The organism is Vibrio sp. STUT-A16 (assembly GCF_026000495.1).
GTDB classification, from domain to species: domain Bacteria; phylum Pseudomonadota; class Gammaproteobacteria; order Enterobacterales; family Vibrionaceae; genus Vibrio; species Vibrio diabolicus.
The window spans coordinates 266,923-293,062 of record NZ_AP026766.1; the positions used below are offsets into that span (position 1 = coordinate 266,923).

General features: G+C 43.0%; 20 protein-coding genes and 1 tRNA gene. 9 read left to right on the forward strand and 12 right to left on the reverse strand.

The annotated features are described in order from the left end of the window. Positions 1 to 171: 171 nt before the first annotated feature. From rbsB to rbsD, 4 genes are all read right to left on the reverse strand, one after another. Entirely contained in the window at positions 172 to 1,050 is an 879-nt protein-coding gene (gene rbsB, locus OO778_RS17800) for a ribose ABC transporter substrate-binding protein RbsB (protein WP_005397160.1), read from the reverse strand. A gap of 77 nt (positions 1,051 to 1,127) precedes the next feature. Then, the gene (rbsC, locus tag OO778_RS17805) at positions 1,128 to 2,111 is read right to left on the reverse strand and encodes a ribose ABC transporter permease (RefSeq protein ID WP_006741011.1); all 984 of its coding nucleotides are present in this window, start codon (positions 2,109 to 2,111) and stop codon (positions 1,128 to 1,130) included. Continuing rightward, a complete protein-coding gene (gene rbsA / locus OO778_RS17810; RefSeq protein ID WP_258614629.1) occupies positions 2,108 to 3,613 on the reverse strand; it encodes a ribose ABC transporter ATP-binding protein RbsA in 1,506 nt (501 codons plus the stop codon). The genes rbsC and rbsA overlap by 4 nt, the downstream gene beginning before the upstream one ends. A gap of 23 nt (positions 3,614 to 3,636) precedes the next feature. Next, complete coding sequence (gene rbsD / locus OO778_RS17815) at positions 3,637 to 4,056, reverse strand: D-ribose pyranase (protein WP_005397153.1); 420 nt, start codon at positions 4,054 to 4,056, stop codon at positions 3,637 to 3,639. Positions 4,057 to 4,528: 472 nt separating this feature from the next. Between rbsD and OO778_RS17820 the strand changes: the two genes are divergently transcribed. Continuing rightward, positions 4,529 to 6,895 (forward strand): EAL domain-containing protein, encoded by a 2,367-nt coding sequence (locus OO778_RS17820; RefSeq protein ID WP_074190570.1) that lies wholly within the window; start codon positions 4,529 to 4,531, stop codon positions 6,893 to 6,895. A gap of 137 nt (positions 6,896 to 7,032) precedes the next feature. Here the strand turns inward: OO778_RS17820 and OO778_RS17825 are convergent, their stop codons facing one another. Then, positions 7,033 to 7,608 carry a DUF1629 domain-containing protein gene (locus OO778_RS17825; RefSeq protein WP_074190569.1) on the reverse strand — a complete coding sequence of 192 codons (576 nt, stop codon included), beginning with the start codon at positions 7,606 to 7,608 and terminating at the stop codon, positions 7,033 to 7,035. A 1,004-nt stretch (positions 7,609 to 8,612) separates the two neighbouring features. Here OO778_RS17825 and OO778_RS17830 point away from each other — a divergent pair. The 3 genes from OO778_RS17830 (at position 8,613) to OO778_RS17840 (ending at position 10,453) form a co-directional block, all read left to right on the forward strand. Beyond that, positions 8,613 to 9,254 (forward strand): murein L,D-transpeptidase catalytic domain family protein, encoded by a 642-nt coding sequence (locus tag OO778_RS17830; protein WP_006741014.1) that lies wholly within the window; start codon positions 8,613 to 8,615, stop codon positions 9,252 to 9,254. A gap of 330 nt (positions 9,255 to 9,584) precedes the next feature. Beyond that, positions 9,585 to 10,043 carry a hypothetical protein gene (locus OO778_RS17835; RefSeq protein WP_006741015.1) on the forward strand — a complete coding sequence of 153 codons (459 nt, stop codon included), beginning with the start codon at positions 9,585 to 9,587 and terminating at the stop codon, positions 10,041 to 10,043. 86 nt (positions 10,044 to 10,129) lie between these two features. After that, the gene (locus tag OO778_RS17840) at positions 10,130 to 10,453 is read left to right on the forward strand and encodes a hypothetical protein (protein WP_046875977.1); all 324 of its coding nucleotides are present in this window, start codon (positions 10,130 to 10,132) and stop codon (positions 10,451 to 10,453) included. Positions 10,454 to 10,578: 125 nt separating this feature from the next. Here the strand turns inward: OO778_RS17840 and OO778_RS17845 are convergent, their stop codons facing one another. After that, positions 10,579 to 11,259, reverse strand: a complete 681-nt coding sequence (locus OO778_RS17845; RefSeq protein ID WP_053807828.1) for a DedA family protein — start codon at positions 11,257 to 11,259, stop codon at positions 10,579 to 10,581. A 575-nt stretch (positions 11,260 to 11,834) separates the two neighbouring features. Next, positions 11,835 to 12,353 (reverse strand): DUF4136 domain-containing protein, encoded by a 519-nt coding sequence (locus OO778_RS17850; protein ID WP_005397138.1) that lies wholly within the window; start codon positions 12,351 to 12,353, stop codon positions 11,835 to 11,837. 371 nt (positions 12,354 to 12,724) lie between these two features. On the opposite strand from OO778_RS17850, the gene OO778_RS17855 reads away from it, so the two are divergent. Continuing rightward, positions 12,725 to 12,799: transfer RNA gene (locus OO778_RS17855), tRNA-Gly, on the forward strand. 17 nt (positions 12,800 to 12,816) lie between these two features. Here OO778_RS17855 and OO778_RS17860 read toward each other — a convergent pair. Both OO778_RS17860 and OO778_RS17865 read right to left on the reverse strand, forming a co-directional pair. Further along, positions 12,817 to 13,674 carry a sterol desaturase family protein gene (locus tag OO778_RS17860; RefSeq protein WP_005397136.1) on the reverse strand — a complete coding sequence of 286 codons (858 nt, stop codon included), beginning with the start codon at positions 13,672 to 13,674 and terminating at the stop codon, positions 12,817 to 12,819. 7 nt (positions 13,675 to 13,681) lie between these two features. Continuing rightward, on the reverse strand, positions 13,682 to 14,692 hold the full coding sequence (locus OO778_RS17865; protein ID WP_104970605.1) for a DUF2804 domain-containing protein: 1,011 nt from the start codon (positions 14,690 to 14,692) through the stop codon (positions 13,682 to 13,684). A 302-nt stretch (positions 14,693 to 14,994) separates the two neighbouring features. Here OO778_RS17865 and gdhA point away from each other — a divergent pair, with 302 nt between their 5' ends. Next, positions 14,995 to 16,347: an NADP-specific glutamate dehydrogenase gene (gene gdhA, locus OO778_RS17870; RefSeq protein ID WP_258622036.1), complete on the forward strand. Its 1,353-nt coding sequence runs from the start codon at positions 14,995 to 14,997 to the stop codon at positions 16,345 to 16,347. Positions 16,348 to 16,422: 75 nt separating this feature from the next. Here the strand turns inward: gdhA and OO778_RS17875 are convergent, their stop codons facing one another. The 3 genes from OO778_RS17875 to OO778_RS17885 all read right to left on the reverse strand — a co-directional run bounded on the left by OO778_RS17875 (position 16,423) and on the right by OO778_RS17885 (position 20,307). Then, positions 16,423 to 16,890, reverse strand: coding sequence for an OsmC family protein (locus tag OO778_RS17875; RefSeq protein ID WP_005392541.1), 468 nt, complete (start codon positions 16,888 to 16,890; stop codon positions 16,423 to 16,425). A gap of 98 nt (positions 16,891 to 16,988) precedes the next feature. After that, positions 16,989 to 19,346, reverse strand: coding sequence for an ATP-binding protein (locus OO778_RS17880; RefSeq protein WP_237309451.1), 2,358 nt, complete (start codon positions 19,344 to 19,346; stop codon positions 16,989 to 16,991). Beyond that, positions 19,339 to 20,307: a cytochrome c peroxidase gene (locus OO778_RS17885; RefSeq protein WP_167394253.1), complete on the reverse strand. Its 969-nt coding sequence runs from the start codon at positions 20,305 to 20,307 to the stop codon at positions 19,339 to 19,341. Before OO778_RS17885 ends, OO778_RS17880 begins: the two co-directional genes overlap by 8 nt. A 709-nt stretch (positions 20,308 to 21,016) precedes the next feature. On the opposite strand from OO778_RS17885, the gene OO778_RS17890 reads away from it, so the two are divergent. From OO778_RS17890 to OO778_RS17900, 3 genes are all read left to right on the forward strand, one after another. Continuing rightward, positions 21,017 to 23,665, forward strand: a complete 2,649-nt coding sequence (locus OO778_RS17890; RefSeq protein ID WP_258614636.1) for an EAL domain-containing protein — start codon at positions 21,017 to 21,019, stop codon at positions 23,663 to 23,665. Between the two features lie 255 nt (positions 23,666 to 23,920). Then, on the forward strand, positions 23,921 to 25,297 hold the full coding sequence (locus OO778_RS17895) for a nodulation protein NfeD (RefSeq protein ID WP_085344417.1): 1,377 nt from the start codon (positions 23,921 to 23,923) through the stop codon (positions 25,295 to 25,297). A 10-nt stretch (positions 25,298 to 25,307) separates the two neighbouring features. Beyond that, a complete protein-coding gene (locus OO778_RS17900; RefSeq protein WP_264912297.1) occupies positions 25,308 to 26,072 on the forward strand; it encodes a slipin family protein in 765 nt (254 codons plus the stop codon). Positions 26,073 to 26,140: the final 68 nt, after the last annotated feature.

Below are 26,140 nucleotides of genomic sequence, written 5' to 3' on the forward strand. Positions count from 1 at the left end.
TACATTAGATGACTTTAACTTCTCTTCCTAACGAAGGAGTCACGATAAAAAGTCAAAGGCATCTATACCCTGCATTTTTAAGTCTCTTGGGTATGTTTGCCCTCTCCTCCTAAACGACAGATATAAACGGAGGAGAGAGCAAAAATTAGGACGCTTTATTGAACGTCAAACTTATTTAGTCACTACTTTTAGTGGCACCGGAATGTATTCTTCTACTTTTTCACCTTTCAAGACTTTGTCAGCCGTTTCAACACCTAAAGCACCAATAAGATCTGGTTGCTGTGCGATGGTTGCTGCTAGCTTGCCACGGTTAACTGCGGCAATGCCGTCTTCCGTGCCATCAAAACCAACGATAACGACGTCTTTGCCAGAAGCTTGAACGGCGCGAAGTGCACCTAGCGCCATTTCATCATTCTGTGCGAACACCGCTTGTACATCAGGGTTAGCCGCGAGTAGGTTTTCCATCACGTTTAGGCCTTTAGTACGGTCAAAGTCTGCTGGCTGGCTGGCAAGAAGATCCATATCGCTGCCCTTCACGGCATTCATGAAACCTTCACCGCGCTCGCGCGCCGCCGATGTGCCCGCAATACCTTCAAGCTGAATTACTTTTGCTTTTTCGCCAACTTTTTCCATGATGTAGTGGCCTGCCATTTCACCACCGATCACGTTGTCGGACGCGATGTGGCTCACGACTTCACCACGGCTTGCGCCACGGTCTAGTGTCAATACAGGGATCTTAGAACGGTTCGCCATACGAATCGCATTAGACACAGCATCAGAATCCGTTGGGTTGATAAGAATTGCTTTTACACCGCGAATACTTAAATCCTCGATGTTCGACAGCTCTTTGCTCGGGTCATTTTGCGAGTCCAGTACAATTAAGTCGTACCCCAATTCTTTCGCTTTAGCTTCCGCACCGTCTTTCATCGTTACGAAGAACGGGTTGTTTAGCGTCGAAACCACAATCGCCATCGTATCTTGGGCTTGTGCCGCTACTGATACAGTGGAAGAAAGAAGTGCAGCAGAAATAAGAGTTGCAAGTTTTTTCATCGTTCTAGTCCTTTGTGTAGGGTGAGCCAGCACACGCCCACTGGCTCGGTTTGTATTCAGGATTTAATGGTTATGGATTATTTGTTTTTGTTGTCTACCAGTACTGCGAGCAAGATAACCACTGCTTTGGCAATCATTTGGTAGTAAGAAGAAACATCAAGTAGGTTAAGAGCATTGTTCAAGAAGCCGATGATCAGCGCACCAATTAGCGTACCCATGATGCGTCCTTTACCGCCCATCAAGCTGGTACCGCCAAGTACAACCGCAGCAATCGCATCTAACTCGTAACCCATACCCGCTGTTGGCTGCGCCGAAGACAGACGAGAAGTCACGATGATGCCTGCAAGCGCTGCCAGCATACCGCAGATGGCGTACACACCAATCTTCACTCGGTCTACATTGATACCAGATAGACGAGTCGCTGATTCGTTGCCACCTAGTGCATAAACGTAGCGACCAAAGCGAGTGTGGTTAAGTAGATACCAAGCCGCAGCGAATACAACTACCATCAACCAAACGGGTACTGGAATACCTAGCGCGTAGCCGGTACCAAACCATGCAAACGCATCAGCTGTGTCAGTAAAACCTGTCGAGATTGGACGACCTTCGGTGTACACCATAGTCACACCGCGTAGTAACGTCATGGTAACCAGCGTAGCGATAAAGGCCTGTACTTTGCCTTTCGCAATGATGATGCCGCTAATTGCGCCTAACGCTGCACCTGCGACTAAAGCAGTCGGAACCGCCACCAGCACCGGGACTTCAAGCGCAATCATGCTTGCCGCAAAGGCACCACATAGCGCCAGTACGGAACCAACACTCAAGTCGATGCCTGCGGTTAAAATAACCAGTGTCATACCTACCGCGATAATGGCATTCACTGAGGTTTGACGAAGAATGTTGAGAATGTTGTCGACCGTAAAGAAGTTCGGGTTCAAAAATGACACAACAACAATCAAAAAAATCAGTGCTATCAGTGATTTTTGCTCAATCAACCACTCTTTTGTGAACAACTTCTTGTTGCTAGCTTCGGTTGGTTTGCTCATGGTATTAGTACTCATGCTGCTTCCTCATTGATCTTTTTGCCTACGGCACAGGAGAGTAATTTTTCTTGATCGGCGTCTTTCGCATCGAATTCGCCAGTAATACGACCTTCATGCATAACCAGAATGCGGTCACTCATACCGAGCACTTCTGGCATCTCGGAAGACACCAAGATGATGCTCATGCCTTCGGCTTTGAACTTGTTGATGAGTTGATAAATTTCTTTTTTCGCACCGACATCGACGCCACGTGTTGGCTCATCGAGAATCAGAACTTTAGGTTTGGTCATTAACCCTTTCGCGATCGCCACTTTTTGCTGGTTACCGCCGGATAAGTTACCAATGATTTGGTCGCGCGTAGGGGTTTTGATATTAAATAGCTTGATAAAATCTTCCACGGCAATCACTTCATCGCTATGTTGGATTTGGAAGCCTTTAGTCAACTGATTGAGAGAACAAAGTGACATATTCTCCTTAACCGAGAGACCTAACACCAAGCCATCGCCTTTGCGATCTTCAGAGATATAAGCGATGCCATTTGCTAAGCCATCTTGTGGGCTAACCGGATTAATGGTTTTGTTATCGAGGTTGATAACACCATGCTCACTTGGAAACGCGCCGTAAATCACTTTCATCAGTTCGGTGCGGCCTGCCCCCATCAAACCAGAGATACCCAAAATTTCACCGCGTTTCAGCGTGAAGCTCACATCGTGAACGCCAGAGCCAGTCAGGCCAATCACTTCAAGGCAAGTTTCGCCATGTTGTACATCAATACGTGGATATTGCTCTTCTAATTTTCGGCCAACCATCATTTCAATTAGGCCGTCTTCATCAGTGTCTGCTACTTTGCATTCACCGATAAATTTACCGTCACGAAGCACGGTAATGTCGTCACAGATTTCAAAGATTTCTTTAAGACGGTGTGAGATGTAAACGATGCCGCAGCCCTGCTCTCGAAGCTCGTTGATCACTTTAAATAGTGACTCCGTCTCGGTATCAGTCAGCGCGTCAGTTGGCTCATCCATAATGATGACTTTCGATTCAAACGAAAGCGCTTTCGCGATCTCCACCATTTGCTGTTCACCTAAGCTCAAATCACCAAGCAACGTTTTCGATGAGTGCTTTACGTTAAGGCGTTGAAGCAACTTGTCTGCTTCTTCATACATCTTGCCCCACTGAATACGCCCCATCGTGCCGGTAAATTCACGACCTAGATAGATGTTTTCAGCAATCGTTAGTTCAGGGATCAAGTTCAATTCTTGGTGAATGATGCTGATGCCCGCTTCCTGTGAGTCACGCGGCCCTTTAAACGCGGCAGGTTGGCCTTGATATTGGATGCTACCCGCATCCATGTGATAGATGCCAGTCAGCACCTTCATCAAGGTTGACTTGCCTGCTCCATTTTCTCCCATGAGCGCCATGACACGGCCTGGGTAAACATTCAGGCTCGCTTTGTCCAGTGCTTTTACGCCCGGGAACGCTTTCTCAATGTCGCTCAGTTGTAGAATGGCTTGAGTCATAATCTGTCCTCAATATCTCTGGCTTAAAAAACCACGCCCGCTTGAAAGATAACGTTCGCGTATGGCGAGCATTCGCCAGTTCGAACGACAGCGCGGCTTTGTGCCGTGCGTGCTTTAAATGCTTCATGTGACACGTAGCTGATCTCGATAGATTTACCCGTTTCTTCGCTCTCTTTGCTCAGTTCGTTAAGCAATGCTTGATGCAAAACAGGGCTTACATCAGAAAACTCTTCCGCAATGATGACCCCTTCGATTTGCGACTCAGATAGAATCACGCGAACAGTATCAAGAAAACTTGGTACGCCATGCGTTAGCGCCAAATCAATTCGCTGTACATGCTCAGGGATTGGCAGGCCAGCGTCACATATCGTGATCTCATCGGTGTGGCCTAGCGTCGCCACCAAGTAAGAAATATCTGAGTTAATTAGGGTACTTTTTTTCATCTCATCGACCTTTCGGTTACACGTTCATACAACCATGAGCGCCTGTTTTAAAGTGCTTTCGTTATTAACAGAAAACTCATCGAAACGTTTCGATGAAATAGTAATTCGTTGTGGTAATTTGACCAGAGTGAGATCGATAAGGTGTGAGAATGATCCGTAATTAACGGGTCATCGAATAGTAAAAAGGTACATGAGTCACACTTTGTCATCGAAACGTTTCGATATCTGGTTTAATCGACACTTGAAGTGAGGTTTTTAAAGACAGTTGAAAAAGAGGTACGTCCCATTACTGAGAAATACTCTAGTTAATGAGATGGAAACCTTACACATCATCACAGTTCTTGGATGGTTGTCTGATTTTGGAGAACGCTCACCTTACAATCTGGTTACAATTTGCAAAACACATCATCCGTTCAGTACCTTATATGGTATGCGACGTTTGTAGGGACACAAACGGAAACTAAAAGCCATAATGAAGTTAAGCAATCGAGTCATCTTGCTTGTCGCGCCAGTGATCTTATTAAGCGCGCTGGTATCAAGTTATATTATTTACAGCATTCAAAAAGTAACGCTCATCAAGCGAGAAGACAGCTATATCCAATTGCAAATGGAAAAGCTCGCAGGGCAGTTCCGACAAGCCAACATATTCCTCAATAGTTATGCATACACATTAAGCAAAAGTGATGTATTGCAAGACTACTTGGTGAATCATAGCAATCCGTATCGTGAGCGCGTGTTATTTAACCGACTCGATGAAACCGCAGATGTGTTAAGCCATGGCTATACAGGCGATGCAAGCATGGCGATTCTCGACGGGAAACAAAACCTTCTTTATTACACAGAAAATAAATACTACGAATCTTCAGGTGTAGTCGACCCTAAGGTATTGGATTACATCTCGCGAAGCTTTAGTACGAGAGAAGCGTTTAACCATACTGGCTTTATTTACAATTCCAGCGGGCAAAGTATTCTTCTGCAATACGAACTGATCGACAAACGAACAGGGACACAACCTCTAAGTTTTGATCCGCAAAATGTCTTTTTCGTGGTGGTATCGGTATCGCTCGAAGCCTTCAATGAGATCAAGCACGAAATCGAGTTCGACACGCATAGCGTGATAACTTTTGCCGACAAGCCTATTTATCTCGATATTCCTCTCGCTCAGACGATTGAACTATTGCCACACTTTTATGCGGTACTCTCCCCCGCTGAATATTTGATGTGGAATAAAGTAGATAAAGTGTGGCTAGAACTGGCCCTTTCCTTTGGTGTGGCGGCGTTTTGCACCATCACCTTAATTGTTTTGGTTTTGTATCGTTATGTATTACACCCCGTTTCTCGCCTCGATAAACAGCTACAAGAGCTGGAAACAAATCAACGCGGCAACATTGAAAAGCTAGAAACAAACGATGAAATAGGACGCTTATCCTCACGCTTTTTTGATATGTATGAAGAGCTCAACGTCATATATAAGAAGACAAAACGCCTGGCTGAAACGGATCACCTAACGCAACTCGCTAATCGCCATCGTTTCCATGAACTTGCAACTCGTGAACTCGTCTCCCCTTCGCAGCATTTGTGGGTCATTTATGTCGATCTCGATAACTTTAAGTACGTTAATGACAAATACGGGCATGAACTGGGAGACAACTTATTAAAGGTGTTTTCATCACACATCAAAAATGTCTGTCAAAAATTCTCGCACGACTACGATAGTCCCTGTTTTGCAGCAAGATTGTCTGGTGACGAATTTGCTATTTTATTGAGCTCAAATCAGGATGCACAACGCCTACCCGACTTGCTGGCCTCAGAGTTGCTAAAACCGATTAGCAATCTCAGTCCATCTTGGAGTAATTCATTCCCCGTGACTGCAAGCGTAGGTATCGCTCAGTACCCTCAAGACGGTACAGACGTCGCGAAATTACTCTCCAGTGCCGATGCGGCAATGTATCAAGCCAAACGAGCCGGGAAAAACCAGTACGCTTATTACTCAGCAGCTCTCAATGTTGAGTCTCAAAGACGCAGTCAGCTTGAGCGAGCGCTCAGAAAAAGCAACGTAGAAGAAGAGTTCCATCTCGTTTTTCAACCCTATATGAATAATCGGGACAACGAGATTGAAGGACTCGAGGTATTATTGCGCTGGGAAGCGGAAGGCATTGGTCCCGTGCCTCCGAAAGAGTTTATCCCAATCGCGGAACAGGCGGGCTTATTTGATAAAATTGATCGCTGGGTTTTCGCCAATGCAACTGCAGAATATCACCAATTAAGAAATATTTTTGGCAAAGACATTGTCCTTTCGATCAACCTCTCTTCAGCAGAGCTTAACTCCATCGAAATGGCGAATTATATTCATGACCAAGCAAGCAGAAACGGTGTGAAACCAGAATGTATTGAGTTAGAGATAACAGAAACCTTTGCCGCAGAACAACAAGGTACAGCATTACTTGATGAGCTGTCGAAGCGTGGCTATCGTCTCGCCATTGATGACTTTGGCTCTGGCTATACATCGCTGACTCAACTTGTTCAATATCCAGTTCAAAAGATCAAGTTTGACCGAGAGTTCCTCGTTACATTGATGAAAACCAACAACGGTCATGTGATCAAACCCATCATCGATCTATGCCACGCTCAAAATAAAACGGTCACCGCAGAAGGTATTGAGCACAATGTGATGCATGAATGGTTATCGTCCTACCGCTGTGACTATATGCAAGGCTATTTATTTGGTAAGCCAATGAGTAAGGAACAACTGAATTTGTGGTGGCAATCCGCAAATGACGATAGCCGCTTCGATGGTTCCATAGTAGGTTCAATTACTGTTCAAGGGACATCTTATTAAAGATTAAGTACAGAAGCCATGTATGTGGCTGCTGTACTTGGTCACGTGTGATTCATAGAGAGAACAAAAAATCTAGCTCTTACTATCACACACCTATAGATATAATACAGTTGCATAAAATTACCGTTTATCTACTCTTAAACAAGCACCTCTTTGAAATCCAATCCAGTCAAATTTAGTTCTTTGACTCTATCGTACAATCCACCTTTTTTGTCCGTGCAAAACGTTCTGAGTCCCGCACCTTTTACTCTGAATAAGCCAGCTTCATTAATGGCTTCTCTATTCAAAACGAGTTTCTTAAACGGCCTAGTACGACTCGGTTTCCCATTACGAAGGTTATACTTGGTAGCAGAGCTATCAATAGCATCGATTTGAGTAATAATATTTAATGCTCGCCAAGGCTGTCCTTTTAGACTCAATGGCAAGAATTCGACATTCTCGCTTAACGCACCAAGCTTATCAGCAATGGCAGCTGGCACAGCGAAAGTAACCGCTCCCCAAGCAGCAACATCAGGCCTAGGTAATGTGTTTTCACCTTCAACATCTAACCATTCAATATCAATACTTCTCCAACTGTCTTTAACAGATTCTCCATACAGCTGGATAGGTTCGTTTGTGGTTACTTGAAGGGACATTTCCAATGCAGATTCTTGCAAGATTGCAAAATCATGCGCATTGGGTGTGACAATAAACACTTTGTTAAATGCTGTCATAACCATCCTTAAACAGGTTGAATAGCTTCTCTTAATGGGAACTCTCCACCCTCAAGATTTTCGCCTACTTAGCTAAATATATCAATTATGCTTGGTATGTTAATGTCACTGCATTATCAGGTATGACAAAATAGGTTTAAAGATCAAAATTAAAAACTCGATACTCAGCTAAGAAAGGGGATTTTTCTCTATGAATCAAACATAAGGTCCAACATAAAAAATCACTCTTAGATTCAACAAGATAAAAATTGATACAAGTTCGTACGTTAATTTTTGGTATTATTATTTTTCGATGAAACCTCACAGTTATTTAAATATTTAATCAAAACGATAGAATTACTTTTTGGTAAGTTTAGTTCAGATTTTATGTATTTAATTGAAAACAAGAGGAAATAAGTAAAAGCTGACAAAACTTACTTTTGTACTGCTAATCACCGGCTTAGATGATTCGTGTAGAAGCTCATTTGTCGGCTCCACTTAGACTTAGCTTTATCACTTGTGAACAAGAAATGCCCTTCTTCTCAGTATTTCTCTACCTTTCTTATCCATCTTGTTGTTTACCCATTCACTTAAAATGCACTAACACACATAACGAGTTGACGTTACGATTTGTTACGAGTCAAATCACAAATCTAAACGCAAGCTAAATAGACGTACAAAAAACAAACATATTGAAATAAAAAGAATTTCTAATCTAGAAAAAATAAAACGTCGTTTTTATAAATTCGCCACCTCACAAATATCCTTAAACACAGTTTTATTAATTACACATATCAGATATTATTTATGCCGAAGTTTATCGAAACAATCGATTAACTTCATAATTTATTTGAGTTTCAAACAGTTAGTTTTTAACTTGAAAACTTATCGTTAACCCAATATTAAGTACCTAAGCGTACAGTAAGAAACATTGGGAATAGAATTATATTGATGTGCATGTTGTTTTAACGAATGCATGAAGCAATCGGTAAATTTGTAACACCATAGAGTTTTATTTAGCCAAGATGAAAAAGTTAATTTTATTATTTATATGGACATTTCTGTCTGCCTCTCCTTTTGCCTTTGCAAAACAAGCAGATAACGAAGTCAAAAGTCACATACCACAGAATCAAATTGAACAAGTGTTCAAACAAGCAAAGTTAGATGGCGTAGTAGACTTTAAATTGTTTCGTGACGCTTATATCGCGTACCAAAAAACACCCGATAGAAAGAAATCAGTACTAACCATTATCGACTATAGTAAACCATCGACTGAAAAACGCTTTTATGTGGTTGATTTAGATAAAAAGAAGCTTATCTACAATACTTATGTTTCTCACGGTGTGAACAGTGGAAAGAAAACAGCGACGCAGTTTTCAAATGTGGTGAACTCGCGTAAAACATCACTGGGTACGTTTTTGACTGACACCACCTACTACGGATCAAATGGTTATTCACTTCGATTAGATGGTCTAAGCTCAGGGTTGAACGATAAAGCTCGCGAGCGTTATATCGTTGTGCACGGTGCCGACTATGCTAACCCTTCTTTTATCAAGAAGAATGGTTACCTTGGGCGCAGTTGGGGTTGCCCTGCACTGCCAAAGAAGTTGTCTCGTGAGATCATTGACACCATAAAAGGCGGCAGTGTTATTTATGCAAGCGCATAACGCGGTGCAAATTATGTGGGGAAGAATGCTCTATTTCTTCCCTAACAAATAATCGGATTGGCTCAAGCTTCCTTGTCTCATGACTCTCTTTACCTGTTTCTCCAGTTTTCGCTTGCCTCAACGCTAAAATTATTTAGGTATTAGCTTATACCCAAATAACATCAGAAAACTCTGTTCATCCCTCTTCCATCTCGTTAGTATACGCTGAGTTGGTCAGACACCGATTTTCATTGTTATCATAGTGTCACTAAGATTCCGTAGTCATAGTGATAGTCTATGACGTTATATGTTTAGGGTTACTTCTTGCGTTATCTACACCGTATATTATTGATGCTTTCATTGTCCCTATTTTCAGGGTTCATCGTTGCCTCATATGCGCATACGTATCACCACACTAAACATTACACCTCTGAACGCTTGCTTAAACTTGCGCAACAAGACGATTTTGAACTAGCACATAGCGAATTCCATACTTTTGCCTCTCCAAGTTCTTGGGGCTCAGAAGGTTATTATCTGCATATAAAGCGCGAGTTGTTAGCGCTGGTTTCCTGCCGCCGAACATCCGCCACTGATGGTGTTTTATCATCAGATTTTACTCCTGATTATTTTTTACTTGTTGCTTTCTCTTCCCCACCACTATTGGAATTGGCAAAACAAGCATCTCGCTTACCTCTTGATGGTTATGGCGGGCTGATGAGTAAACGCTCTCTCTATCGACTCTCAGGAAGAAAAGAAGCCAATTTAATGTACGTCTTTACTCATGGTCGCAACGCCTTCCCTGTTGTTTAACTTTTTATGACATACAGAGAACACGGAAATGTAACGATGAGAACCAATACGCTCATTGTTACTAGAACCAATTTGAGGTCCATATAATGACAAAATTCGCTACGACTATCGCACTAGCATTACTATTTGCAACGGGCTCAGCCTTCGCTAACACAGAAGCAAAGCCAGAAGAAATGAGCAATGAGACTCTGCTAGAGTGTGCCAATGTTTCTAATGCACGTATTGCGGTTCCTGAACACAGAGCGATGTTCAGACACTACCTAATGTCTGAAAGAAACTATAGTTTCAGCCAGTTATCTTCTGCTGAGCTTGAATTTAAAGCAGCAGATAAGAATGAATCCGAAGTAGAAACTATCTACAAGTCTCAGTGTAAAGAGGTTGGCGAGTACCTATATAGCATTGGCTATTAAACTCGAAACCCTAACGACACTCAAAAAGAAAGGCGCATACATTGCGCCTTTCTTTTTACTGATAAAAACCAGCCGATTAGATGTCTAATCTGTATACAAGCTTAAAAGTGCAAATCAAAGTAAACTTACTGAGAAAACTCTGACACATCCTTGGATTTACAGAACGCTCGACGTGCTTTAACAAACAAGAAACTAAGCACCCCAATCACAAGAGTAATTATTGGGGCCGCCATTAATAGCATTGTGATCGTTTTGCTTATATTCTCTGGTAACAAGGGAAGCAATAAACCAAAACCGCATAATATCAGCGTCCATAAAATCGCACTCAGCCACGCAAAGTAATGGAATTTACTAATACCTTTCACTCGCAACCCCATCATTAATGGCAATAGGGAACGAACAACCGGAATAAACCGCGCACAAAAAAGCGCGATCAATCCATGTTTACTGAGTAATACGTCGACCTGTTCCAAACGCTTTTGAGGAACCGCGCTCACCCAGCCTTGGACCTTAGGTAAGCGATTTAGCCACTTGCCTTGTAAGTAAGCCGCCCAACTTCCCAATCCCGCACTAACAGCTATCACCAACATGATCATTATTGGATCAAGGACACCAACCGCCGCCAGCGTACCGGATAATACGACGACACTGTCGCATGGGAATGGCGCAGCAGGAATAAAACCACTTTCCAAAAAGATAAGCGCAGCAACAACAAAATAAACCAATCCTGCACCGCCTGGCGCCATTAACGCCGTAAAATCTTGATGCCAAAAGGCACTCAAGACCTGAATTATCGAATCAAACATAAACCGCTCCTAAGCATAACTAACCAAAAATTGTAAAAACATGGAATGTGTTAGCGAGCATGTATAAAGCGGTATATGAGATTCGATTCTTTCCTCGCACCGATTCTGTATTTAGAATGAGTAAAAATACTTTCAACACAACGACCTAAAGCCTCATTGCCGATGCGTTTTAGCAGCCCCATCGAGTGAATTGCCGAACGATGTGTCCACCAAACTACAGCAAGCGTTTCAAACCATTCGAGTTCTACATCGTCGTTCGAGCTCGTTTCCTTAGAATGGCTAACCCTCAATATATTCCGGCTGTTTAAACTCGGATAGTCTTGTTGTATTGGAGAGGCAGGGTGTTCTGAAAAGTGCTTCGACTTAGCGTCAACAGCAATATTCTGGTTATGAAAGGAAAGAAAATTTGGGTATGAGTGCGCCATACTCATGCTCGGAGCCAACAAGCAGAAAAGTAGTCCGAGTAAAGCAATCAGAGTCGTACGCACAAAGGTAACCAAAACCAAAATAATAAGTTCTTTTAACCCTGTGCGTAACGATTGGCAATTAGTATTCTTAATCGTTAAGAATACTAATTATTTTTCACCGTAAGGGTAGTTTTCAAACATTTTCGCAATTTCTTCTTCAATCAGAGACTCTCTTTTCTCAGAGCTCATAGACTCAGATAGTTTCCTGCTTGAAACACCTTTCCACACAACCTGATTAGCCTTTGCATCAACAAGCTCTACCACCAGTTTGCCATACTTACGTTCTTTGTATCGTTCCGGGCTTGAAGTGATCACGCCAAAGCTATTCCAACCATAACCGAAACTCACCGAAGACCCAGAAGAGACAAGCTCGGACTCTTCGACGATATCATGATGAACGTAAAGGTCCCCACCACTATTCACTTTAATTAAGCCCTTGTCTTCAAGCTGTTCAGCCAATCCTTGTTCAATACGTCGACCATCAATACTCGTAGGGGCTTCTGCTTGGGCACCGAAATCAAACGTTCTGTAAGCTGAAAAATCGGCTTGCTTATCAACATCCGTTGTTACGGTTGTACAAGCCGATACGAGCATCATCACCGCCCCTAATATCAAACCTTTCCACATGTTAAATCTCCTTTGGTTAAGCTGACTGTTTCAGCGGAATTACGCTAGTGCTATACATACGCTTCAGCAGTAAAAAGTAATCATTTCAATATCTAGTCTTGACCATGAAACCTGACTGTTCAATAAACGCGATTAACCTTTACACTGACAATCTTGAATATCATCAATGCCTAAACGCTAGTAGACAGTGTGTTTGCCCCTAATTAGCAGCCATCGATTTTAGAAGCGGAATCGCTGACCCTCCTGAAAAACAGAGACAATGGACACTTTAACACCAAGACGCTACTTTTTTAGGCATCTGACAAACAATTGATGAGAAAAGACTTTTCTTTTTCGTTCAGTGTGGCATATTACCTGAGTCCTATCGATGCGCGGGCATCGTATAATGGCTATTACCTCAGCCTTCCAAGCTGATGATGCGGGTTCGATTCCCGCTGCCCGCTCCAATCTCTTTTATCTCAATCTACTCAAAAGAATCCGATGGCGGAGCAAATAGACAGCGCCAACGTTGTTTCCACGTTAAATTTGGTCGTGTTACGTCATAAAACATATCTTTCCATTCTGCAAACGTCACACGAATGGGATTAAAGCTGTTTACAGGTTTAGAAATTCCATACCTAACGGTTTCCACTTCTGGTTCAAACGTTCCAAACATCCGATCCCAGATAATCAACACTCCCGCGTAATTTTTGTCGATGTACTGACGGTTTATACCATGATGAACACGATGATGAGATGGCGTGTTAAATACCCACTCTAGCGGTCCAAGCGAGCGAATTGATTGAGTATGAACAAAAAACTGTAAGCCCAGATTAAACAGCACAACAAAGACGACCCACTTAGGATCAAAGCCAATAATCACCAAAGGCAACCAGAAAATCCACATTCCCGCTAACGGATACATCAAGCTTTGACGAAACGCGGTGCTGAAATTCATTCTCTCCGAGCTGTGATGGACCACGTGCGCAGCCCACATCCAACGAATACGGTGGCTAGCTCGATGAAACCAGTAATAGAAAAAGTCTTGCAGGACGACAAGTAACAAAAACGCTGAAACGCTCATTTCGATATCAAACAATCGCCAATCAAACCACCACAAATATAACTGAGCAATCAGTAAACCTGTGAGTATGTCTGTCGCTTGGTGTAAGCCCGCAAGCACAAAATTACATACAACTTCCGGAATATAATACGTCGCGCTTTCAGGCAAACGTCCCCTTCGTTGTCCAAACCAGTACTCTGCAACCATACATAAAAAGAAAACAGGCGCCAAAATCATCAGAAGTAATTCAGGGCGTTCCATCAACTGTGTCCAATCCATTGTGTTTCTACCATTTTGCATAGTGATCTTCAGTAAGACCTATGACTTCTTCTAACTGATGTTTGATACCATTCCCATCAACGATGTAGCCAGAGAAATAGCCGATATATTGACGAAAATTGCTTTTGAGAAACCAAAAGTTCTTCTTTTCTGAACGTCGATTTAAAGGCGTGAATACTAGGTCAATCCGTTTATCTTCCGACGTTATATGCCATCTTTGTCCTTCATCATTTCGTGAAAATTGAAACTGAACAGACTGTAAAAAATGCCGTTCACCATTAATCCAGAATACATTTTCACAGTAGCCCGTTTCATTGACACCCGCAGCTAAGTTCAGCCCCAACCGTCTGCCGCTTTCAAAGCAATTAATACTCGCCCACCGCCAGCTTGTCTCCCGTCGCATGTACCCAGCGGAAAAGTCGTAACCAGCAGCCACTTCTGAGAGATCTTGTTCCTTTCCTAATATGAATAAATTGCCATCTACCGTTAACGCATTGTGCTTCTGCGTATAAGTCCAACCCGCATAACCGGTTGGTGTACATAACATTAATGGCAAACTCATACTTTCTGGACGTAAGTAGAGATCAGCATTGACAGATTTCGTCACAAAGTGGACGTGCCAAATACCATTCTGAATAGAAAACTGAATACTTTTGTCAGCAAGATGGGCATGACTAGACCAACTGGAAGGCTGAGTTTGATAATCAATATTAAAAGGCTTTAACCACTGCTGCTCCACTAACTCATTATTTTGAATATCAAACAGATAGCAAAAACCAGATGCTAAATACCTAATATCCGCAATCGCAACCCCAATCACGTAGTTAGGTGTGACCAAATTAACGAACTGAAACTGCTTATAGTCACAGTAACGGCGCCACTTAGACGCTGGCTTATCCATCTCATCAAGGTAGGTAAACTTATCTAACTGTAAAGATGTGGGAATCCCATCAAGATGGCCAAACACTGGTAGACCGTTTTGCTGAATAAACGAGTCCAGAGTCTTAAGCTCATGCATATTTTTATCTTTTTCGAGTCAACACGCTCAAATGTTAACACCGAGTTAACAAAAACAGTTTGCGTGACAGCACAACAATATCGACTAATTTGGCTTCTGCTCGCTATATGTGAAACCGATCACTCAACCATCCAATCATGTCACTCACTTAATCTTCCTCATCAATACGACCAGAAGTTGGAAATTGAGCGTTCTCATCCGCAGGAAAGACCATTATAGCCATTGAGAATTGGTCAAAATCACTATTTAATGGGAATAAATTCATATAAACTGATTGCTTATTCATATCAAGGAAGAGATCTATGTCACACATACACGATACTATTGTTGCGTTGCAACACAGTAGCCCGGCTCAAAAAGAGTTTTACCAAGCCGTAGAAGAAGTATTAACTTCTCTCGCTCCAGTCATAGAAAGCAATAATAAATATAAAGAACAAGCGATTATCCAAAGAATCGTAGAACCAGAACGTCAAATCATGTTTCGAGTTCCTTGGGTCGATGACGCAGGGAATGTGCAAATAAACAAAGGCTACCGCGTCGAGTTTAACTCCGCGTTAGGTCCATACAAAGGCGGACTGAGGTTCCATCATTCAGTGAACGCGAGCATCATAAAGTTCCTCGGCTTTGAACAGATTTTTAAAAACGCGCTTACTGGCCTTCCAATTGGTGGCGGAAAAGGCGGTTCAAATTTCGATCCTAAAGGAAAATCTGACGGTGAAATCATGCGATTTTGCCAATCATTTATGAACGAGTTATACCGCCACATTGGCCCTGCTACCGATGTTCCTGCTGGCGATATCGGCGTCGGTGCGCGTGAAATTGGTTATATGTTTGGTCAATATAAGCGATTGACGGGACGCTACGAAGGAGTACTTACAGGCAAGAGCCTTCTTTGGGGGGGCTCACTTGTTAGGAAAGAAGCAACGGGATATGGAACCGTATATTTTGCGGAATGCATGCTCAATGACCGTAATGATTCACTCAAAGGCAAAACTTGCCTCGTTTCTGGCGCAGGTAACGTCGCTATCTATGCAATTGAAAAGCTATACCACATGGGAGCAACCCCAGTAACATGCAGCGATTCTAGAGGCACGATCTATCATGAACACGGTATTGATCTGCAGCTCCTCAAGCAACTTAAAGAAGTGAAAAGAGCAAGTTTAGAAGAGTATTTAGACACTTACCCTGAAGCAGAGTATACGCCGTTGGGTGACTATCCTAATGAAGGGCATGCTGTATGGCGATATCAAGCTGACGCCGCATTCCCTTGCGCGACCCAAAATGAACTAACGTCAAACGATGCTCTTGCTCTTATCGATAATGGGTGTGTTTTGATTAGTGAAGGCGCAAACATGCCAACCACTCGTGATGCGGCCAATATCATCGTGGATTCCGAAATGGCTTATGGGCCAGCGAAAGCAGCCAATGCAGGCGGCGTTGCAACCAGTCAGCTTGAAATGGCACAAAATGCCAGCATGCAAAACTGGACCTTTGAGCAAGTCGATAGCCAGTTACAGACCATCATGAAAAACATCTTTATTAATGCAAACGAAACCAGTCGAGAGTTTGGTCAACCTGGTAATTTAGTTTTAGGCGCAAACATTGCCGGCTTTAGAAGAGTCGCTGATGCGATGATCGAGCAAGGCATCGTTTAGTTCACAATAGCCAGCAGCCTGACTGCTGGCTTAACACTATTCGGCGATACACTGCGCTTTGACAAAGAGCTTCATTTAATCTGCAATAAGCGTCGTCACTTCAGTTTTAACCGAATTGGCGATAAAACAATTCTCATGAGCCATGTGGTGCATTTTTTCTAATTGAGATCGTGTCGGTTGATTATCACCAGCAAATGTTATCTTAGGGTTTAGTGTTACCTTAGACACCCATTCTTTTCCATTTTCACCTTTTTTCAGCTCCCCTACTGCTTCATCTAGGTAGCGATCCACAACGTAACGTCGTTTCGCCGCAATAGAAAGAAAAACAAGCATGTGACAACTGGAAAGTGCCGCAACAAATGCTTCTTCCGGATCAACGTTTTCTTCTACAGATAATGGCAACGGCACTACGTGTGGAGATGGTGACGCAGGGACTTGCAACCCGCCATCAAACTTCCAAATGTGCGCCCGACTATACTGGTTATCACTGAATACTTCGTCAGCTTCGCGATGCCATTCGATTAAAGCGGAATGCTTACTCATTCTAACTCCCTGATTTTCTCATTGACGAATCAACACATCCATTCACGTCATAGTAAACCATAACGAAACAAGGTAAGGAACGCATGAACTCAGAGAGGTTACAAAATTTGTTGAGGATCGACGTTTTTTTTCTGTATGTCATCCAGAAGTCGATTAGCCTGATGGATGTTAACTTGTAATCGGTTGATTAGCATCTGTAACCGCTCAATTTCAGGAGTTTGCTTCGCTTTGAGCGTGTTTTCTAGCGCCTCCGTTTGTCCAGCTAAAATCGGCAAACCAAGGTTCAATGCCATACCTTTTGTTTTATGCAACGTGTCTTCTAGAGACGCGAAATCTTCAGCCATAAAATAATCAATAAGTTCATCAACCGATGATTCAAAATCGACAATAATACTTTTTAGTAGCTCATCTATCGCTTCCGGCGCTTCTTGCAAAGAAATGAGCATCTCTGAACTGGATAACTCTTCTTCTGTCAGCCGTAGCTTCTCTATTGGCTTGCGCTGCAACTGGAGAACGTTGTTGTCATTCGTTAATGGTAAATTCTCTTTTGGTTCGAGCCTCGCAGCAAACTGTTTAAGAGCGTCCGAAAAGCTCTCTTGCTGTAGCGGTTTTGTAAGCACATGATCCGCTCCGGCTTCAATAAAGCTATCATGCGCCTCACGAAATACATCTGCCGTATACGCAAAGAGTAATGTTTTGATACCTAACTCTTGTCGAATCACACGCGTCGCTTCAACACCATTCATCTCAGGCATGTGATTGTCCATCAAAATCAGATCATATTCGTTATCTCTCGCCTTTTTAACCGCCACCAATCCGTTTTCAGCAACATCGACCTCATGTCCCAACTTTTCGCAAAACCCTTTCGCCACAATGGCGTTCACTCGATTATCTTCAGCAAGCAATATCTGCAAATTGTGTGTTTTCTTGCGCGTTTTTGGGGGCTCTTGTGCCTTTGGAAGTTCGCATTCAACCCAAGGAATGGGCAGCTCAACGATGAATTGACTTCCGACGCCCTCCACACTTTTCAATGTAATCTTGCCATCCATCAAGCCAGTTAATTTTTTAACTATTGCCAAACCAAGCCCTGTGCCTCCAAATTTTCGGGTAGTTGAAGAATCGGCTTGCTCAAACGAGTTGAAAACATGTTCTTGCTTGTCTAGCGCGATACCAATACCAGTATCACTCACAATCATCACCAAGCAATGATTTACCTTATCAAGTTCTGTTCTGATTAACACATGCCCTTCACTGGTAAACTTCACCGCGTTGCCAGCAAGATTAAACAAAATCTGTCGTAAACGTGCGCAGTCTCCGGTAAATTCAATGTATTCAGGCACTTCATTTTCCACGATCAATTCGATATTTTTTTCATCGATGAGCGGTTTTATTGCGCTACACACAGGAGAAATGACTTGGTCTAAATTGAACTTAGCCTGCTCAAATTCCAGTTTGTTTTCTTCAACTTTAGAGAAATCCAAAATATCGTTAAGAATCGTCATCAAGTGTTGGCCAGAATCAAGAATGACTTTCACGTACTCTTTAGTCGTCGGCTCTTTGGTTTCCTCTGCAATCATTTGAGAAAGGCCTAATACACCATTCATCGGCGTTCTTAATTCGTGACTCATTGCGGCGAGAAAACTTGATTTGGCTTTTGCTGCTCGCTCGGCTTTATTTCGCGCCTCCTCGATTTCGAGGTTCAATTGTTTTAAGTTGTACATTCGATATTGCGACTGATACAAGAATGCACTGACTAACAACATCACGGCAATAAAAACAAACAACCAAGTAAAACGCGCTTCACTTTGGGCAATATTGAGCAGCCGATGCTCCGCATCCTCGATAAAAACAAAGTATCCATGATCAAGCAGTTCATTCGTGAGTAGTTCTATCCTTTTATCGCTCGCTTGAAGCCGATCTAAGAAATTGGCTTCACTTTCACTCTCAACTACGTTTTGTGTCAAAAGCAGTTGGTTGAGAAACTCAAAATAGTGATGCCCACTCAACGTCTTTCCGGTATCGGTAGAAATATCTTGCTGATATAAGTTGAATAGCATTAATAACGCGTATTGATTCTCTACCTGAACGCCAATCAACATATCGAGCTTCAGCGTTGTATCAAGCACACGGTTTTTGAATAGATTGAGCGTATCCTCAACTTTTTTATGATTGGGCGTCACAGGGAACCAAACTGACTCCCTTGATGAATTTAGCAAGTTCTCAGCTGCGACTTCTATATCTACTAAAGATGTCGTCAGTTCATAATTCTTCCTATCTTCAACCGCATATCGATTCACGATAACATCGCGCTCTTCAATCAACTTGTGCCCAATATCCGTCAACTCCGCGTGGAATTCTTGTGCACTTTTTGAATTCACATGTGACATATACGCCAATACACAACACGTCAGCATGGCAATAAAAAAGCAGAGATTAACCAGTTTGAATTTACTCATTTTCCAACACCTCTAAAATCACGGGTCTGGGTGCTGTCAAGGACTGTAAGAACGCTTCAATATCAGCGACACTTTCATCGCTCATCGTAATTCCGAGCTGCGTTTTCGCCATAATCTGTATCGCCTCAGATAACTGGTCAACTCGTCCGTTATGAAAATAAGGGCTTGTTAGGGCGACATTACGTAAACTGGCGACTCTAAAATAGAATTGTTCTTCACTTTCCGTCGTAATCAGGTGCCGTCCCGAATCCTCTACTACTGGCTTGTCTTTGAAATAGGCGAACCTTTGTATCATCGCTCCGCCAATATTTTTGCCCTGATGACACTGTACGCAACCTGAAGACTGAAATGTTTTCCACCCCCTAATTTGCTGCTCACTGAGGACATGGGTGTAACCCAGTAAGTAGGCATCGAATGGTGCACCTGGAGTTTGGAGCCCTTCGACAAACTCCACAATGGCGGACTTAATATTGTTAATATTAATCGGTAGCTCACCATCACGACTAAATAGCGCTTGATAACGTTCGCTTCCTTTCACGTACTGCTCTATTGTTTGCCAGTTTGAGTCCATTTCTATTGGATTGTGGATTGGCCCATCAATCTGAGCCATCAAAGTGTTTTCGGTACCATCCCATAAAAAACGATAATTTAACGCTGCATTAAACACTGTGATGGAATTTCGAGTTCCATCACCTTTCACTCCTGTAGAGACGGGGGTATTTTCAGCGCCATTGGTTTGCAAGTTGTGGCACGTCGCACAACTGATGCTACCGTTTGAAGATAGCTGAGGATCACGAAAGAGATGCCAGCCAATTCTCGCCAGCTTAATATCTACGACAGGGTCACCTTCTATCGGCTGAACTAACGAAATATCACCTAGCACCTTAGCATTTCTTGCGATTGTTGCTTGGCTCAAAATGAGTGCCACAACAACTAATGTGATTATGCTGAATTGCCTCATCAACTGCATACCTTACACTTGCCATTAGTATGAGGTTAGTTGCATTTTTAGGTTTTTTCCATTAATGGAAAACGGTTACCAGAGCTGCACGCGGAGGGACTTTTATTTAAAGCTCACATAAGGAGCAAATGACGAAGGCGAGTAACGAAGAATTGACTCGCTTCGTGGAGTTATGTGTGCATATTTTAGCTTATAGAAGCCAGCAACCTTTGAACCCAAGTAATCTCACCATAGGAGATGAGATCGAAGATAGTAAAGAAAATGGCACAGATAATGGCCAGTTTGACCAAGCGTTGAACAAGAAACATCATAATTACCCATCATTTTTTCGCAGTTTACTATTACAAAAGAAGTTTAGATACAGAAGAAAAGCACTAGTTACACTAATAGACTGTTTTATAAAAAGATTTATACCTTTACTAGCTGCACGATTAAACCGTAATTTGAATGCGCGGTACGTTATTGAGCATTTTAATTGCAAACACGAAAATCTAGTAATTAGGGCAAACGTTTCACTTACCATATCAGCTCAGCAAATCCTTCATTTTATCTCTATAATTTGAATCTATATCAACAATTTCTGTTAGAACATGTCGTACACTTTCAGTGAATTAACATCTATAACTATTTTTTAATGAAAACACTTCGCTTGTTTAACTTGAATCTTCGCTATAAAACCGCCCTATACTTTTCATTAGGACTGCTGGGCATGGTCATCAGCTTCCTTTTTATTAGCCGTTATTTTTTCCTGTATAGCTTAGATGAGCTCGAAGACATGGAAATTAACCATGCGAATCAGCAAGCACTCGCTGTCATCGACATGATGGTGAGTCAGCAAGAAAGCGCCTCATACGATTGGGCGTACTGGGACGAAACATACGATCTGTTTGTTGATCGTGATATTGCGAAATATAACGAGCGAAACCTTTACACAGAGAGCATTGATGCGTTAAACCTCGATATGATGGCGTTTATCACGACTAATGGACAAACCCTGCTCTCCTTAACTCGTGAGGATAACCCCGACACTTCTTCAGAACTCACCGCTAAAATGGCGAACCAACCTATTCTTCAAGATTACATCAAGTCCATGAATCACAAGCTTGATATCCATAGAGAGAGCATCTCAGGGTTGTTTAAAATCAACGATACTATTTGGGGTCTTAGCCTCAGCCCAGTTAGAAATAGTGAAGGCGACCGCCCTTCTAACGGATGGATGCTTTGGGGAAGAAACCTATCTTTGCGCTTTCCTGGAGACTTTAAATCCATTTTAACTGCGGAAAACTCATTAGAGACGCAGATGGTAAGTGGATCAGACAGTAGTGAGATGCGGGATATAGAGAAGACCTCGCGGTCAATAACAAAATGGGCCTCACTCTCTGATTTATCTGGTGAACCAATCGCATGGCTAAAAACGAAAACACAGCGAGAGCATTATGCGAAAGGTAATACGCTATTTATGTACCTGTTTGCAACGGTTGGCGTTGTGGCATCAATCATCGCTGCGGGTACCTACATCACGTTTAAAAATAAGGTCGCCACTCGCTTTAATCATTTTGCTGAAGGAATAAGCGAAATCGCCTCTCAATACCAGCTTGAAGGCTTGCATTCTGTAAAAGTAGACGAATTAGAGTTAGCGACAAAACTGGTACAAAAGCTCTCTGAAAATACATCGTTAACCCAACTGCAATTGAAAGACTCGATGGAAAAGTTTGGTGCTCTGTACCATAGCTCCTCACTAGGCATGCTAATTGTTATTGATCGTAAAATTGTCGATGTAAACCAACGAGCGTTAGAGCTGTTGAGCTACAGCAAATCGCAATTGATAGATCGTCCTCTAGACACCTTGTGCCCATCGGAGGACGATGAATGTCGAGTTGACGCCATGTTCAGAGAGCTGAAAAACGGTAAAACACAATTCGAAGCGCAAGTGCTCGATAGCAATACCGAAGAAATCGACTGTTTGATAGAAGCCACGCTCATTCAACATCATGGTCAAAGTGCACTGATGTTGTTGCTTCAGGATATGAGAGAGACAAAACAGCAAGCAGAAATGATCCAAAAACTCACCGACTTTGATCCGGTATCCGGTTTCTGTAACCGTCCTGTCATTCTCAATGCACTGCACGAGCTCGTAGAGACACGGCCAAACCATTTTTCGTTTGTGTACATTAACAGTAAGACTCTCAAGCAAATTGCAGGGGTATACGGTCACCTCATTTTTGATGAAGTGATTCAATACATCGCATCCGCTATACGCGAGCAATTAGGGGCATTCCAAATAGGCCGAATTAGTGAGCATGAATTTATCGTTTTGATTCCAGATATCGAGCACCACCAAAAAGCGATAGATGCTACCAATCGATTACTGAATCATTTGTCACATAAGGTCCAGCTCTCTGGGATCATGATGTCATTAGACAGTAAAGCGGTGATGATGGATCTAAACATTACTCACCAGTCTGTCGAGCATTTACTGCTTGCAGCACGTTTCTCATCACAATCCGCTAAGGGTCGTCACTCTCACGAAGTATTAGTCATTGATGAAGAACTATCAGAGCAAGCGGAAACGTCTATGGTGATCAATCGCGATTTAGAAAATGCCATTAGACAAGATGCGATTAAACCGTTTTTCCAGCCTATCGTGGATGCTAAAACCACTGAAGTCATTAGCTTCGAAGCACTTGCTCGTTGGCAACATCCAACATTAGGGATGATTTCACCAGAAGTATTTATTCCGATGGCAGAACAAGGAAAACTTATCGTCGAATTGGGAGAGTCCATTCTCAAACAATCGTGCGAATTTATCAGTCGGCTCAATGGAGTTCGTCATGCGCAAGGTTTGTCGATGTTAAGCGTGCATGTGAACTTAAGCGCGCAGCACTTTTATCATTCAGGACTGATGCCCTACCTAAAAAAAGTGATGGCTCAATACAACCTCTCTGCGGGCCAGCTTGTGCTTGAAATTACCGAAAGTATGTTGATGGGCGGAGAAATAGAATCAATCCAAAGCATTCAAGACATCAAGCGACTTGGTGTTGGACTCGCTTTGGATGATTTTGGTACTGGATACGCATCATTCAGTAGCGTATGTAATTTTCCATTGGATATTGTGAAGCTGGATAAATCTTATATTGACGAGATTGAAACCAATGACAGAGCGAAAACACTGGTAAGAAACATTGCCAACATGTCTCAAGAGTTAGGGTTAACGATTGTCGCCGAAGGTGTTGAAACCGCGAGCCAAGTACGCAAGCTTAAAGTTTGGAATATTGATGAGTTGCAAGGGTTTTACTTCCACAAACCGATGCCTGCCGAGCAAGCACTCGTTCAATTTTCTCGCCACGTAAACAGTTAGTCTCTCTCCTCTAAAACACATTAGGAAGGCAAAGTGATTACCGTCACTTTGCCTTTTTGTTGAGCCTCTTCACACCAGACGCCCCACGATTCGTGACTACCGATATTCATATTAAGGCCCGTAGCCTCAGATGTGCCATGATAAATGCTGATATGACTAATTCGAGTGATCAATTACTTATTTGCACTAGTATTACTGCGTATATACTTGAATTAGGTTTTCAAAAAGTCCCTGTGACCGCACAAGGAGGACTGCATGAAACGACTATGGATATGGGTCTTACCTTTACTTTTGTTTGCTAGTCAAGCACTGGCCAATACTGTCTGGATTGTTCCCGTCAAAGGCGCTATAGGTCCTGCTACTAGCGACTATTTGTCTCGTGAGATAGAAGAGGCACAACTCAACGGTGTCAGTTTAGTGATCTTAGAGATGGACACTCCTGGCGGCTTAGACAGCGCAATGAGAGATATTATTCACGCAATTACCACCTCCTCCACTCCAATTGCAACTTGGGTTGGCCCGTCAGGATCTAGAGCGGCTAGCGCAGGGACGTACATTTTACTCGCCAGCCACGTTGCTGCCATGGCTGAAGCCACTAACCTTGGCGCGGCAACACCCGTCGCGTTAGGTGGTGCCCCTCAGCCCCCTTCATCGGATGATGGCAAAGATCAAAACGCGGAAGAAACGTCAGAAGGAACCAACGAAAGTTCAGAGAAAGTTCCTGCGAAAACCGCGATGGAGAAAAAGGTGATTAATGATGCTAGAGCCTATATTAAAGGCTTAGCAAAGCTTCATGGCCGAAATGCAGAGTGGGCAGAGAAAGCAGTGAGCGAAGCAGCGAGTTTGGACGCCACAGAGGCATTGGAATTAAACGTTATTGATTATATAGCCAACTCACCAGAGGATTTAGTCAAAGCCATTGATGGACAAACAGTTAAAGTTAACAATCGTGATGTGACATTGTCACTGGAAAATCCCGTATGGATTGAAAGAACACCCGATTGGCGAGCAGAAATGCTAGCCGTTATCACAAACCCAAACGTCGCCTACATCCTGATGCTCATTGGCATCTACGGTTTGCTTCTTGAGTTTTACAACCCGGGCATTGGCTTACCCGGCGTGTTGGGTGGTATTTGTTTGCTCCTCGCCATGTACGCGTTACAAATGATGCCTGTGAACTACGCTGGGCTTGGTCTGCTGTTACTCGGAATTGCACTGATGATCGCAGAAGCATTCAGTCCGAGCTTTGGCATTTTGGGCTTAGGTGGCGTTGTCGCCTTTGTGCTCGGTTCCATCTTCCTCATGGACAGTGAGTTGCCAGGGTTTCAGATCGCCCTTCCTTTAATTTTCGGTATTTCTATCTTTTCTGTCGCGCTGATCGTGTTGACGGTCGGCCTGCTGCTCAAAATACGACGACGACGTGTGACAACAGGTTTAGAAACTTACCCAGGGAAAATCGCTGTTGTGAGCGATGACTTTATCGATGGCGAAGGGCGCGTTCAACTTGACGGTGCGCTATGGAGAGCCAAAACCAAAGACCATCAACAACTCAAACAAGGTGATCATGTCACCATTGTGAATGTGAAAGGGCTGACCTTAACCGTGATGCCTGATGACCGCCAAAATAAATAGGAGGCGCTTTATGATGCTCTATACTGTTGCGGTGATCGTGGTGCTGTTGTTCGCACTTGCGACCCAAATGTTTAAGGTTTTGAGAGAGTATGAACGTGGGGTTGTATTCTTTCTTGGTCGCTTTCAAGAAGTAAAAGGCCCTGGCTTAATCATTCTTATCCCATTTATCCAACAAATGGTACGGGTGGATTTACGTACTGTCGTTTTGGATGTGCCGACACAAGACTTGATAACCAAAGATAACGTGTCTGTGCGCGTCAATGCGGTTGTTTATTTTCGCGTAGTCGATCCTCAAATGGCAATTAACAACATTGAAAGTTACAGCGATGCCACCAGCCAGTTAGCGCAAACCACGCTGCGATCAGTATTAGGCCAGCATGAACTGGATGAATTACTTTCAGAGCGCGAGCGTCTCAATAAGGATTTACAATCCATCCTCGATCAACAGACTGATGACTGGGGCATCAAGATTGCCACGGTTGAAGTCAAACATGTTGATTTAAATGACAGCATGGTCAGAGCGCTAGCGCGTCAGGCTGAGGCAGAACGTAACCGTCGTGCGAAAATCATTCACGCTACCGGTGAGTTAGAAGCTTCTAATAAATTAAAAGAGGCAGCTCAAATGCTCAACGAAGCGCCGAATGCGCTGCAATTGCGTTACATGCAGACCCTCACGGAAATCACGACAGACAAAACATCGACTATTATCTTCCCAATGCCGATCAATCTTGTCGAAGCCGTCAGTGATATCGCCGAAGCGGTAAAAAAAGAATAAAGAGACACAAGATAAATAAAAACCATATTCAAGGAAGTAACAACCTTACACGTTACTTCCTTGCTTTA